Genomic DNA, 12457 nt, shown 5'->3' on the forward strand with positions numbered 1-12457 from the left:
AAAATCCATTTCCTGATCTTTTCAAAAAAAGGACGAAAAAATAGTTACTTTTTTGTAAACAATATTCCCGTTAAAGTCGACTTATTTCTCTATAAAATCGAGAATTCCGCTAACATTGAGGCTAAATGAAGTGTTTTAAATGGGTTTGACAATTACGCATTTATGCAATATAGTTTCAAATAGTTACAAAAACTTAATTATTCATTTGCCGAGTTTCAGGATTGAAAACGGGGGAACCATTTTGGGTGAATTATTCTTATACATAGGAAATATAGGGAACCTTCTACCGAACCCTTAGCTAACTCCGTAGGCATCGAAGGGAGAACATTGATTTTGAAAAAACTGATCATTTCTATTTTTGGAGCTGCTGTACTATTTACATCCGGGGCAACAAGCACAGAGGCAAGCACAATTAATACGGTGGTTAACAATATGACAGGTATCCCGTACAAATGGGGCGGCACAACCATGGCTGGCTTCGATTGTTCCGGGTTTATGAGATATCTTTTTAACAAATACAGCATTGAATTGCCACGCACATCGCAACAACAAGCCAAAGCCGGAACACCTGTCTCCAAAGCAAATATTCGAACAGGAGATTTGGTATTTTTCAACACAACAGGTAGAGGCATCTCACATACAGGAGTATACATCGGCGGAGGTCAATTCGCACATGCTTCCAGCAGCAAAGGTGTCAGCGTCACCAAGTTGTCCAATCCGTATTTCAGTGATCGTTATGTAACCGCAAGACGGGTGACAGGCCAATTTATGTATAATAAAATGTTGGGTAAAATCTAAGCAGACTTCTAGCAAGTCCATTTCACACCGACATAAGCAGCAACAATAAAAAGGAGGTTCCGGTTTAACCCGAGACCTCCTTTTTGATGTTAAAATCAGAATCTAATGCAACGCCTTTTGCACACGCATTGCCCCTTGTGACAAGGCATGTCCGCCCCCTACAGCTCCTGCGACAGCTACCGTCTCCATGATCTCCTGATCGGTCGCTCCCTTTGACCTTGCTTCCTCTACATGATAGAACGTGCAGACTTCGTTATTGGCGAACAAACCGATACCTAGCGCAATTAACTGCTTCGTTTTGGCATCAAGCACACCCGGCTGGAAGCATTCGCCCGTAAATTCATGGTACGATTTCACCACTTCCGGGAGAACATCACTTAACGCGCCAATCTGATCCTTATAAGCATGAACTTTATCATTCATTAATGTCATGGCTTGCAGCACACCCTTTCGGCTGTAAATACAGCGAATTGTTCCACTGTACCTATCTTCTCTCGCGTGTGTCGCAAATATGCCTGATCTTGATGGTAATTCCAAACATTTTGTTATCGAAAAATTCTCTTTGCATGATTTTATTGTTTTTATCAAATTCAGATCCGTCATGCGAAGTACCCCACCATTAAATGCTAAGATCACTTTGACGAGGCTCACTGAACAACTGATAGCGGTACCGACGGTCCAGCTTCACGACACGGCGATTCTGTCTGCGAATTAGCACTTGTTCATCATCCCAGGCTACCACGATGCCAGTTACATCGTTAGACTCGAGCTCATCCCGCACCACTCTTACCTTTTCCCCTGACAATCGCAGGGCATCCAACTCTGTATCACTAATCATATTTAGACTCCTATATTCAAATTTCTTTACAAAAAGAGACCTAAATGAAAGGTCATTTAGGTCTCACGTGACTGTATTGGACTGTCATGTCATTCGAAAAATATCCCGACTGAGAGTTACCGCTGAGCGTGCTCTTTGCTGTCGTTCTTCTCGAACCAAAAATCAAGCACTTTGGCGGACATCACACGTTCTTCAAGGTACTCCACTTGGTGCGGTGTAAATTGTTCTTTCCAAGAGAAGGACAACTCTTCACACAAGCCTACAATCGTCAGTAATTCTGACCAGGCAACATAGCGTTTGTACCAGAAAAATTGAGGATGTTCAATCATATAGGGATAAAGGTCATCGAATTCCGTATGTTTACAATCCAGGGCACGTTCAAAATGAACTTTCGATTCCGCCAGCTTATTCATAAAAAATTGATCTGTTGCCGGTTGGTTCCCCATGGTGTTGCCTCCTCTCCCTAACATAACCCCATTATAAAGGAAATCTAAGGCCATGCAAAGTGATAGTTCAAAAATTAGGCCCAATTTCCTTCAAAAAGTCACATTTCATTATCGTCGAATTGCACGGTGCCATTATTTAGTGAACGAATGCGCACAAGAGCTTCTACTGGAATTCCTTGCTCACGGATGGTGCGGGCACCAGCCTGGAAGCTCTTCTCAACCACAACACCAAATCCCACAAGCTCTGCGCCGGAACGCTCAATAATTTTAATTACGCCGCGGGCGGCATCTCCGTTTGCAATAATGTCATCAATGAACAAAATGCGGTCATTCTCATGAATGTATTCGCGAGATACCATAATATCCGTTACGATCCCTTTCGTAAAGGATGGTACACGTTCGCAGTAGGCATCAGGATCGGCCAGAAGCGTTTTTTTGCGGCGGGCAAATACCAAAGGCACCCCCAGTTCATGCGCTGCGGCAAAAGCAACCGGAATCCCTGATGATTCAACAGTAATCACCCGAGTTACTCCACTCTCGCGAAAACGAGCAGCAAACTCCCGTCCCATCTCCATCGTTAATGCAGGATCAATCTGATGATTCAGAAGACCATCCAGTTTCAATACCTGATCCGAGATGACGACACCTTCTTGTAAAATTCGTTGTTTTAATACGTCCATGATTTGACCTCCCAAGCCTATCCTATGAGGTATAAAGTATCATATATACAGCTGCAAGTTCAAGCAAAATCCCCCTAAGTCCGGATAACCTGACCATTCAGCGTCGTTAGCTCACCCTGCAGTCATGACTTTTATGGGTCAAGCATAACCTGTACTATGGTACCCGCATGTCCAACCAATTCCGGGACCTGAAAGGGGAAACACATGAAACAGGTATTCCGGGTGCTGCAGATTGCATTCACATACATCGGAACCGTCGTAGGGGCCGGCTTCGCCACAGGACAGGAAATATTGCAGTTTTTTACCCAGTATGGCAAGTGGGCCACAATCACCATCGTTTTATCCACCATGCTATTTGTCTGGCTCGGAACCAAAATGATGCTTATTGCTCATGATACCCGTTCGCGTTCCTATGAGGATCTGAACAAACATCTGTTTGGCCACAGGGCTGGCAGATGGATTACATGGATAACACTTATTGTCCTGATCGGTGTAAACAGTGTCATGCTCGCCGGGGCAGGTTCTGTGTTTATGGAACATCTGGGTTTACATTACCAAACAGGTTTGATCATTACTTTGATTGGTACATACCTTCTTCTCGGACGCGGAATGCAGGCTATTTTGCAAATGAACAGTATTGTAGTACCCATGATGTTACTGCTGTCCCTGCTTATGATTTTCAGTACGCTGCATCATCCGGGTGTCTTTCGTTTTGTTACACTGACAACAGACAGCAATCCCTTTCAGATATGGATTTCCCCGTTGCTTTACACCGCATTTAATCTTGCGCTCGCTCAAGCGGTACTTGTCCCTGTAGGCAATCAAATTCGTCATCGCAATACATTAAAATGGGGCGGAATTCTAGGCGGGATTGGCGTAGGTTTTATGCTGATGGCAGCCCATTTTGCAATGTCGGCCCAGATGCCAGGCATCATACAGTTTGAAATCCCGATGGGCAGTATCGCTTTTCAACTAGGATGGATTGTACAGTCTGTATATGTCACACTCATTTTCATGGAAATATTCACAACGTTTGTTGCCGACATCTACGGCATGACTTTGCAGCTTCGACAACATGTCGATGTTCATCCCCGGTTAATTACACTGATCATCATGATGCTGTGTTACTCGTTCAGCCAATTTGGCTTCAGCTCCCTTCTTTCCGTTCTTTATCCCATTTTCGGATGTATGGCACTCTTTTGGGCGGGTAAACTGATTAGGGATCGCTGGGGCACATTTCGTGGCCGGAATAATGTTAATTGAGTTCGTAGATACGAGGTTGAAGTCGTTTTAGATAGATAAAGTTGTGGTACAATTTAAAGTAAATCTAAATTTAAGGATGGGTTCTGATGAAAAAAGCAGACAATGTAGCCTCCTAAATTCGTTTCATATAAAATTTAGGAGGCACATCTAATGAATTTTAATAAAATTGATTTTAACAGTTGGCAGAGAACAGACATATTTCATCACTATATGAATCAAAATACTTCATTCAGCCTAACCAATGAAATGGATATAACTGCTTTATATCAGTTCATCAAACAAAAAGAATATCGATTCTATCCTGCGTTTATCTTTATGATCACGCGTGTGATCAATTCACATCCCTCTTTTAGAACGGGTTACAATAAAGATGGAGATTTGGGTTATTGGGATACGGTGGAACCACTTTATACCATATTTGATCAACCATCTGAGTCGTTCTCTGCCATTTGGACTCATGTTCCAGTTGATTTCAACACGTTTCAAGACACCTACATTTCGGATGTAGAAAAATATAAACGTTCAGGCAAGTTGTTTCCCAAGACCCCCGTACCTGAAAATGTGTTTTCTCTTTCAATGATTCCTTGGACATCTTTTACTGGATTCAACTTAAATATCAACAATAATAGTCGTTACCTTCTTCCCATCATTACGGCAGGGGGATTCATCCATAAAGAGAATTCAATATTTTTGCCATTATCGTTACAGGTTCATCATTCGGTTTGTGATGGTTACCATGCCGGATTGTTCATGAATGCTGTTCAGGAATTAGCAGGCACTCCAGAGGATTGGCTGTTGTAAAAATCCGTTATATACACAAAAGCCGCTGTAGTCATACAGCGGCTTGTTTCATATATATGCTTTCCCAGTGTTACGTCTGGAATTGCAAGTACATTTTTTTCAAATCATTCACCGATCTTCCCAGTGAGTAAAATGTTTTGGCTTTTTCACAAGCGGAACGAGCCAGTTCATAGCGATATGCCGGGTCCAGCATGACCTTTTCCAAGGCATCAGCGAGCGCAGATGGATCTTCAGGCGGTACAAGCAGTCCGTTCACTCCATCTTCAATCTGTTCGGGAATCCCCCCCACATCGGTGCCTACAAGCGCCAGACAGCTAAGCGCCGCTTCAGCGAATACCGAACCGAAGGCTTCTGCACGCGATGGCAGTACAAACACATCAAAAAACGGCATAAACTCTTCAGGATGCAGCGTATATCCATAAAAAATCGTTTCATTATAAATTCCCAGACGCTGTGCCAGCTCTTCCAGATCGGGACGAATCGGTCCGTCTCCAATAATGTGAAGTACATAATCATGTCCCCTATCCTTTAACTCCGCACAAGCTTTAAACAAAATATCTAGCCCTTTGGCGGGAACAAGGCGGCAAACCGTTACCAGTTGCGGGACCGCATTATCATGGGGAATCGGCTTGAACCGCTTCTCATCAAAACCATTCGGAATAATGCCGATGCGGTCTGGATTTTTCACATACGGGCTCAAATATCGACGGAATGAATCGGATACCGTTAGCAAACGCTCTGCACGATACTCAAGCTCTCCATAGATGGCCTGCAGGAATTGGTGTTCCAACCCATCCGGCTCTATACGGCCATTCAGAATAAGCTCTCTCTCGTAACTGGAGTGAATGGTTTGAATGAGAGGAACCTCAGGAAACACCGACTTCATGGCAAGCCCTGCAATAGGATGATGCGCATGAATCAGATCATAGGGCTTCTGAATGCGGAGCTTGGTCCACCATAGATAATCACGATACGTCTGAATATATTTTTGTACAACAGGACTATCCTGATAGACGGTCCAGTCAAACGTATCAAACTGTACTTCCTCTCTCCCTTTGTTACGAATACGTTTGGGCAAGGAGAACAGGTCCATCTCCCATCTTGGGCTTGCAAACCTCTCCTGCATGTATGGAATCATAGAGGATACACCTCCGGGCTGCTCCGGAGGAAAAAATAGAGCCTGTAGCAATTTCAACGTTATCCCCCTCTCCAGCTTCATTTCTCTTTTTCCACATTCATTTATGATATATTAGAACATATGTTCAGTAAAGCGGCTATTGAGCCCCCAACTCCGTTCTTCACACGAGAAATGTATTTTCATGCACTTTATTGCATATCATCACTTTCTATTATGACATAGAAAAACTTGAACTTCTACCATTTTGATAACTAAATTATGGAGTCGTATATACAACATATTCAGTCAACACAACATGCAGAAGCTTATGTTTTACATTCATCTCTTTATCTCTTCATCAAAGGAATAAGCTATTTACAGAAAACTTGACGGACAAGCTTGACAGCTTCCAGCTCCTTCCACGTGATATCCTTAACAATGCCGCCACGAATTCTCTACATCTCAACCGGTTTTTCATAAATGCTGAATCCGTCGTGAGCCCCTGCATAGTGAAATCCATTTCTTGCATAAAAGGTGTTTAAAGTGACATTGTCAGCCCCGCAATCCAATCGTACGAGAGACTTATTTTCGAATTGTATGCCACGGATTGACCATTCCAATATGGATTTCCCCAGACCTGTTCGAGCATATTTTCTTCGTATAGCGAGCCGATGCAGATAGAGTGCCTCATCTTCTGCATGGGCCTGATCCCCCCAGAGCTTAAGATCCCATGGACTTGGCTTCTGCATGAGAATGACCATTCCAGCGATCTGTGCTTCTTTTTTGAAAACAAAGACGTCCCCTCGCCGAATGGCCGAAGGTGTATTATGAGAATCCTCCCCTTGCAGCAATGCATGCCATTGGGAAGATCCTTTACTTTTCAACCAGGATGCCGTCTCTGTAAGCAATGAAAGCACCTCTTCCGTGTCCTCTGGCTGTGCTTGAACAGCTTGAAAGCCATCATTAATGAACTGACTGCGAATGGTGAATGTGTGTGTCATCATGCCCCTCCATTGTTCATACTTATATGCTCCGGTTTCGACTGCTCGCTTCCCTTGGTTTGGACTATGTCCAAAGCCAAAAGTGGCTCCCATTCGATACTATCGCAACTGCACATAACTAGTCGTAATATACCGAGAAAAGTTTTTTTCGTCAAAAATTAATTAAAAATGCTCAAAAAAAAGGATAAAAGGCTTTCGCCTCTTACCCCTCCATTCTGGCTTCATCAATAATCTGATTACGGTAGAGCATCGTGAGATGTAGTGAGTCGAATTCGATCTCTTTGTTCAGCTCCCTCATTAGCACTTCTACCAACGTTTTACGCTGCACACTCGTGCCTGGTACATCATAATCCATATAACCTGTCAGATCGGAATGTGCCGTATCGATGGTCGCTGTTCCCACTGGCAGACCTCCGCGCTCCTGAACGAAAAGATCATAGATTCTGAACTCCCGATCCCTGTTCCTGAGCATTACATAACATGCTTCTTCCGCCTCTTCCGGCTCAATCATATCTCCGGTCGAATCAAAGGAGTTATCTTCATCTTCCTCCAGCTCCTCGGAAAAATCACGATGTACCCATTCAAGCGTCTGCAATTCGTTCCCCTGATGCCATATCCGAATGGTAATCGTATCGATAATCTCCTCATCCAATTCCCGTACAAGCAATTCTGCCGCAGCTTCCTGTACCGTTTCATCAGGTTCTTCGTACCAGTGAATCTCCCCCTGTGCATCGGCTCCATACTGTTTCAACGTAGCCTCTGCTACCTCTTCCCCTTCAACATCATTGAATACATAGCTAGATAAGTTACGACCAGCACTGATCATCTCCATTTCCAGCAGATGTTCGTGGTCTTCATATGTAAACGACTCGTCCCGAGATGCGGGAATGATATTCACCTCGCCCGGCAAATCATCGCCATAACGACTCTCTTCATCATTCAGTCCGTCTTCCACAGCCGCTGTTCCGCCAGAAGGCCATAACGCCTCCTCACTTCGTTCCGCTGGTTGCAGTACAGAATGCAACGTGCCACAGCTCACCAAAACTTCATAGTAGGATGCCGCCACCGCATCTGCAAGCACACGAACATAAGCATGTACCTTATCAATAATGAGCTGCTCTACTGCCTCTTCTATAGACTCCTGTTCCAGTTGAAGGCTGCCTGACAGTCGCTCTCCTTCTCTGTAGATCAGTAAAAGCGAGCCTGTATATCTGCCAGCCACCATAATATCCTGCACTTCACCACTTGCTGTTCGCAGATCCATCGTTAAATCAATCTGTACCATTGCCAGTCCTCCTCATTCCTAACGTATTCTCTTAGGATGCCCCTAGAGACAGTAGTTTATGAGGCACTGTACATTTTCGAACGACGATTGGAGCCATTTTCACAGGTCAAGTAAACAGGCAACGAAAGATTTATACCGACAAAATATACTTGTGAATCGCGTGTGCAACCCCTTCATCATTGTTGGACAAGGTCACTTCATCGGATGCAGCTTTCACCTCTTCAGGAGAGTTATCCATCGCAATCCCTTTGCCAGCGAACGTGAGCATTGTAATATCATTAAAATAGTTGCCAATCGCCATGATCTCGGATGGCACAATGCCTTTGGAATCAGCCAGCCTTTTAAGCGCCGCTCCTTTGGAAGCTTCGGGATGCATCAGATCAATGAAAAAGTCACCGCTGCGTGTCATGTAATATGGCAGATTCCAAGACGTCCACTCGCGCTGGACCGCATCCATCTGCTCGATAGGGCCAAAAGCTGTAAACTTCGCCAGAGGTTCAGTCATATCCGCCCACCGAGGAAGCTTAAGCGGCTCAGCCAGGAAATTATAATACATCTGCCTTACCTGCAATTCCAAACCTTCGGGTTGATCTACATATAGTCCAAAGGCGGTATTGATGTCGAAATGTACACCATTTTCACGGCAATATGTCATAATAGGCTCCAACCCCTGGGTATCCAGAGCAAACTGATGAATGACTTCACGCGTTTCCACTTGCGCAGTAACGGCACCGTTATGCGTGATAACATAACCATCCAGCCCCATCTGTTTCATAAAAGGAATCGTGTTGGCCGGGCCCCGGCCTGAACAAAGCACAATCTCTGCCCCTTGACGCGAGGCCTGAATGAGTGTTTCTTGTGTCCATTCAGTCAATTCATGATCATCATTCAATAAAGTTCCGTCAACATCCAGTGCAATCAACTTGTACGTCATATGCTCCTCATCCCATCTGTGTTTAGTTGGCTGCATTATTATTTCGTAAACAGATCAGCTCTTCGGCGGTTAACTCGCGGTAACTCCCGATCGCCAGATCGGAAGCCAGCTTCAGTTCGCCCATGGCTACACGTTTCAGGTAGATGACACGTTTATCCACAGCCTGGAACATGCGTTTGACCTGATGAAACTTGCCTTCATGGATAATTAGCGAAATAAGCGATACGATGCCTTCCTCTGTTTCTTCATATCCCAGTACAGTCAGCTCAGCCGGCATGGTCTCATACCCGTCATCGAGTTGAACGCCAGCTGCGAAACGCTGCACATCCTCTTCATCCACTTTCCCAAGCACCCGTGCTTCGTATGTTTTGGGTACATGTTTTCGAGGGGATAACAGATCATGGGCAAGAGGGCCATCATTTGTCAAAATAAGAAGTCCCTCCGTATCTTTGTCCAGCCTTCCTACCGGGAACGGTTGAAAGACACGATCTTCCTTGCGCAGCAAATCGAGCACCGTTTTATCCCGAGCATCTTCCGTCGCAGATACAACACCCGGCGGTTTATGAAGCATTAAATAGATCATTTCACGGTAGACAACCCGCTCACCATCTGCTTCAATGATGTTGATTGCCGGATCGACCTGAACACCACTGTCCTTTACTGTTTTACCATCCACATGAATACGTCCCTGTTTCACCATTTTTTTAAGCTCGCTGCGTGTACCTACACCCATATGGCTTAAAATTTTATCCAATCGCTGCGTTTGTTTGCCTTTCCCACTCATACCGATGTCCACCTCCAACCTGCAGGGTATTCATTCTTCAGCACACCATCTAACCATTTGCCCCAACCGGCCGCATATCCATCCACGCACACGAGCACATAACCCTTAGCCGCTGTTCCTTCCAGAAGGTTAAGACGTCTTTGCTCTACATTCAGCGTTTCCCCTTTCAGGTACCTTACTGCTTCTCCATCTTCAGAAGACAGATGAACACTTCGATGTGCCTCCGATGCACGCAAAGCGCACGCTAGGGGATGGGACGGCACGAATCTCCCATTTTTAACCGTGCCCATAAACCATCCGGGGCGAATCACTTTCAACCCTTCCAACCGGGCAGCACCTACCGCCGACTGATATACACGATCCCCGTAACATACTGTTTCACCTTCAAGCGACAGTTCCAAATTTTCATGTACAAACTGAGTGTAGACCGCTACTGGATCAACGGAGCTGGAATCAGCACCTCGTCCTTGCCCTCGCTCAGATTTGCGACCACCAGCCTCTTTCTCTTTCTTGCCGGGTTTCGCAGTGTGTTTACCACCTCGTGTGCTTTTGTCGTTGCTTTCTCTGGATTCAACCCGTAACAAACGTTCCTTTTTACGATCGGCTTTGGTCATAGGAAGCGAAGCCGATCGTAAAAAGGAACGATCCTCACTCGGTTCATGCAACAATCCGGACTCAGTAACACGTTGTCCAGCACCACGTTTTTCTTCATGTAATTCTTGATCTAACTCTAGATTAGATTCATCAGAGTGTTTTAACACAGCAACATAATGTCCCTCTCCTTCTAACAAGTGAGGCCACAATCGGGCTGTACCGCGTGTTTGGTCCAGCACTTCTTCGGTCTTAGTTGCCTGCTCTGGCAACATCTCACGCACCCAATCCGGACGTCCAGGGGCAAATCCAGCGGTATCAGCAATATGAACTACTGAAAAATCACAATTCATGTTCAAAAACTCTGCGATCATCGCTTCGTTTTCCTCTGGAGCAAAGGTACAGGTCGAATATACAATGGTACCTCCCGGAGCCAGTAACCGAGCCGCCGTTTCGAGAATATCGCGCTGCATCAGCACGCACTTCTCCACAGAATGATGTTCCCAGGATTTCACCATGTCTTCATCCTTACGGAACATGCCTTCGCCTGAGCACGGTGCATCGATCAACACTTTATCAAAATAATGGGGAAACGCATCTGCAATGCGCTCAGGTGACTCATTTAGCACAACGGCATTTCTTACGCCGTACAGCTCCACGTTTTTGGCAAGTGCTTTGGTGCGCTCTGCATGAATGTCATTCGTGACAAGCACCCCCTTACCTTGCAGCTTGGCAGCAATCTGGGTTGATTTCCCCCCAGGAGCAGCACACAAATCGAGCACGCGATCTCCAGGTTGTACGTTCAGTTGCTCCACGGGAGCCATTGCACTCGGTTCCTGAATATAATAGAGACCCGCGTGATAATAAGGATGTAAGCCTGGCTTCACCCCATGAGGCACGTAAAAACCCGTTTTGCACCATGGAATAGGTCTTAAGTCAAAGGGGGCAATCTCTTTAAATTGTTCCATCGATATTTTAAGCGTATTTACGCGAAGTCCGGCATGCGGAGATTGTTCATACGATTTCATAAAAGATTCAAATTCATCGCCAAGCAAACGTTGCATTCGCTCGGCAAAGTCCAAAGGTAGCTGTACGGCCATAGTTCCACTCATCCTATCCTGTTAAAATGACATATTGCTCTATGTTATCATATCCTGATTTTGCTTGCCTATCCTATCATGTGTATTCCACTACAACGTGTAATGTAGTATAATGCTAATAGATTGTTTTATCAGCAAAAATTCGGTTGTTTATGCATATTATCCCAGCCTATATTTTTGTTGCAATTTTATCTCGATATGAATAATGGGGGATGAACAATGAATTCCAAGAAGAAAAAGAAAAGCGCCACAATCCTGATCTTCCTCGGCATACTAGTCGTCATGATTGCTGCGCTAGTTCTCGTGAACCAACAATCCAAGAAACAGATGGATGCTGTAGAAAATGCTTATGGCATTGCAGCCTCCAAGCTTAATCCGGCTACACGGGAGTTGCTCAATGATCCCAACTATCAACAGATCATTCTGCCGGCTGATCTGAAGGCCAGAATGGATAACAAGGATAGCTTCTTTGTTTATTTCTTTGCTTCCGACTGCTCACACTGCCGTGCAACGACACCACAATTGATGCCGCTGGTAGACAGTGAAGGAATTAAGCTTCCACAGTTTAACCTGCGTGAGTTCGAATCTGGCTGGACAGATTACAACATTGAATTCACACCTACACTTGTCTATTACCAAGATGGCGTTGAGAAAGACCGCATGGTTGGCGGTTTGAAAGAAAATGGAAGCGACAACGGTTACACACTGGACGACTACAAGCAATTTTTTGATAAGTATAAAGGCAACGCAACTCCAAGTAAAAGCTAACTTCAATGAACTCTAAGGAAAACTAAATTTAATAAGCACGAAGTAAAACTA

14 protein-coding genes and 1 riboswitch are annotated in these 12457 nt (G+C 44.8%); of the genes, 4 read left to right on the forward strand and 10 right to left on the reverse strand.

Annotation, left to right across the window (positions count from 1 at the left end; all coding sequences use genetic code 11):
* Positions 1 to 196: 196 nt before the first annotated feature.
* Positions 197 to 328: riboswitch (cyclic di-AMP (ydaO/yuaA leader) on the forward strand.
* Between the two features lie 5 nt (positions 329 to 333).
* Entirely contained in the window at positions 334 to 798 is a 465-nt protein-coding gene (locus ABIE27_RS11925) for a C40 family peptidase (protein ID WP_123064318.1), read from the forward strand.
* Positions 799 to 900: 102 nt separating this feature from the next.
* Here the strand turns inward: ABIE27_RS11925 and ABIE27_RS11930 are convergent, their stop codons facing one another.
* From ABIE27_RS11930 to ABIE27_RS11945, 4 genes are all read right to left on the reverse strand, one after another.
* Positions 901 to 1230, reverse strand: coding sequence for a carboxymuconolactone decarboxylase family protein (locus tag ABIE27_RS11930; RefSeq protein WP_123064515.1), 330 nt, complete (start codon positions 1228 to 1230; stop codon positions 901 to 903).
* Between the two features lie 187 nt (positions 1231 to 1417).
* A complete protein-coding gene (locus tag ABIE27_RS11935) occupies positions 1418 to 1636 on the reverse strand; it encodes a hypothetical protein (RefSeq protein ID WP_123064317.1) in 219 nt (72 codons plus the stop codon).
* 116 nt (positions 1637 to 1752) lie between these two features.
* Positions 1753 to 2082: a hypothetical protein gene (locus ABIE27_RS11940; protein ID WP_123064316.1), complete on the reverse strand. Its 330-nt coding sequence runs from the start codon at positions 2080 to 2082 to the stop codon at positions 1753 to 1755.
* Positions 2083 to 2180: 98 nt separating this feature from the next.
* On the reverse strand, positions 2181 to 2762 hold the full coding sequence (locus ABIE27_RS11945; protein WP_090924753.1) for a xanthine phosphoribosyltransferase: 582 nt from the start codon (positions 2760 to 2762) through the stop codon (positions 2181 to 2183).
* Between the two features lie 204 nt (positions 2763 to 2966).
* On the opposite strand from ABIE27_RS11945, the gene ABIE27_RS11950 reads away from it, so the two are divergent.
* Positions 2967 to 4025 (forward strand): YkvI family membrane protein, encoded by a 1059-nt coding sequence (locus tag ABIE27_RS11950; protein WP_429350593.1) that lies wholly within the window; start codon positions 2967 to 2969, stop codon positions 4023 to 4025.
* 150 nt (positions 4026 to 4175) lie between these two features.
* Entirely contained in the window at positions 4176 to 4826 is a 651-nt protein-coding gene (gene catA, locus ABIE27_RS11955) for a type A chloramphenicol O-acetyltransferase (RefSeq protein ID WP_123064314.1), read from the forward strand.
* Positions 4827 to 4896: 70 nt separating this feature from the next.
* On the opposite strand, the gene ABIE27_RS11960 is transcribed toward catA, so the two are convergent.
* From ABIE27_RS11960 to ABIE27_RS11985, 6 genes are all read right to left on the reverse strand, one after another.
* Entirely contained in the window at positions 4897 to 6021 is a 1125-nt protein-coding gene (locus tag ABIE27_RS11960; RefSeq protein ID WP_123064313.1) for a glycosyltransferase family 4 protein, read from the reverse strand.
* A gap of 377 nt (positions 6022 to 6398) precedes the next feature.
* Positions 6399 to 6944: a GNAT family N-acetyltransferase gene (locus ABIE27_RS11965; RefSeq protein WP_123064312.1), complete on the reverse strand. Its 546-nt coding sequence runs from the start codon at positions 6942 to 6944 to the stop codon at positions 6399 to 6401.
* 202 nt (positions 6945 to 7146) lie between these two features.
* On the reverse strand, positions 7147 to 8229 hold the full coding sequence (locus tag ABIE27_RS11970) for a hypothetical protein (RefSeq protein ID WP_429350594.1): 1083 nt from the start codon (positions 8227 to 8229) through the stop codon (positions 7147 to 7149).
* 130 nt (positions 8230 to 8359) lie between these two features.
* Positions 8360 to 9163 carry a Cof-type HAD-IIB family hydrolase gene (locus ABIE27_RS11975; RefSeq protein WP_429350595.1) on the reverse strand — a complete coding sequence of 268 codons (804 nt, stop codon included), beginning with the start codon at positions 9161 to 9163 and terminating at the stop codon, positions 8360 to 8362.
* A gap of 22 nt (positions 9164 to 9185) precedes the next feature.
* Entirely contained in the window at positions 9186 to 9947 is a 762-nt protein-coding gene (locus tag ABIE27_RS11980; RefSeq protein ID WP_123064309.1) for a pseudouridine synthase, read from the reverse strand.
* Entirely contained in the window at positions 9944 to 11638 is a 1695-nt protein-coding gene (locus ABIE27_RS11985; RefSeq protein WP_123064308.1) for an RsmB/NOP family class I SAM-dependent RNA methyltransferase, read from the reverse strand. Before ABIE27_RS11985 ends, ABIE27_RS11980 begins: the two co-directional genes overlap by 4 nt.
* A 219-nt stretch (positions 11639 to 11857) precedes the next feature.
* On the opposite strand from ABIE27_RS11985, the gene ABIE27_RS11990 reads away from it, so the two are divergent.
* Complete coding sequence (locus ABIE27_RS11990) at positions 11858 to 12406, forward strand: thioredoxin family protein (RefSeq protein WP_123064307.1); 549 nt, start codon at positions 11858 to 11860, stop codon at positions 12404 to 12406.
* The last annotated feature ends 51 nt before the right edge of the window (positions 12407 to 12457 follow it).

This window comes from Paenibacillus sp. 4624, assembly GCF_050435065.1.
GTDB lineage: Bacteria > Bacillota > Bacilli > Paenibacillales > Paenibacillaceae > Paenibacillus > Paenibacillus amylolyticus_D.

Excerpts from the sequence above, each read along its gene's own strand:
- ABIE27_RS11965 (WP_123064312.1), bottom strand. The coding sequence starts at position 6,944 with ATGACACACACATTCACCATTCGCAGTCAGTTCATTAATGATGGCTTT.
- ABIE27_RS11950 (WP_429350593.1), top strand. The coding sequence starts at position 2,967 with ATGAAACAGGTATTCCGGGTGCTGCAGATTGCATTCACATACATCGGA.
- ABIE27_RS11980 (WP_123064309.1), bottom strand. The coding sequence starts at position 9,947 with ATGAGTGGGAAAGGCAAACAAACGCAGCGATTGGATAAAATTTTAAGC.
- ABIE27_RS11990 (WP_123064307.1), top strand. The coding sequence starts at position 11,858 with ATGAATTCCAAGAAGAAAAAGAAAAGCGCCACAATCCTGATCTTCCTC.
- ABIE27_RS11935 (WP_123064317.1), bottom strand. The coding sequence starts at position 1,636 with ATGATTAGTGATACAGAGTTGGATGCCCTGCGATTGTCAGGGGAAAAG.
- ABIE27_RS11940 (WP_123064316.1), bottom strand. The coding sequence starts at position 2,082 with ATGGGGAACCAACCGGCAACAGATCAATTTTTTATGAATAAGCTGGCG.
- ABIE27_RS11945 (WP_090924753.1), bottom strand. The coding sequence starts at position 2,762 with ATGGACGTATTAAAACAACGAATTTTACAAGAAGGTGTCGTCATCTCG.
- ABIE27_RS11930 (WP_123064515.1), bottom strand. The coding sequence starts at position 1,230 with ATGACATTAATGAATGATAAAGTTCATGCTTATAAGGATCAGATTGGC.
- ABIE27_RS11975 (WP_429350595.1), bottom strand. The coding sequence starts at position 9,163 with ATGACGTACAAGTTGATTGCACTGGATGTTGACGGAACTTTATTGAAT.
- catA (WP_123064314.1), top strand. The coding sequence starts at position 4,176 with ATGAATTTTAATAAAATTGATTTTAACAGTTGGCAGAGAACAGACATA.
- ABIE27_RS11970 (WP_429350594.1), bottom strand. The coding sequence starts at position 8,229 with ATGGTACAGATTGATTTAACGATGGATCTGCGAACAGCAAGTGGTGAA.
- ABIE27_RS11985 (WP_123064308.1), bottom strand. The coding sequence starts at position 11,638 with ATGGCCGTACAGCTACCTTTGGACTTTGCCGAGCGAATGCAACGTTTG.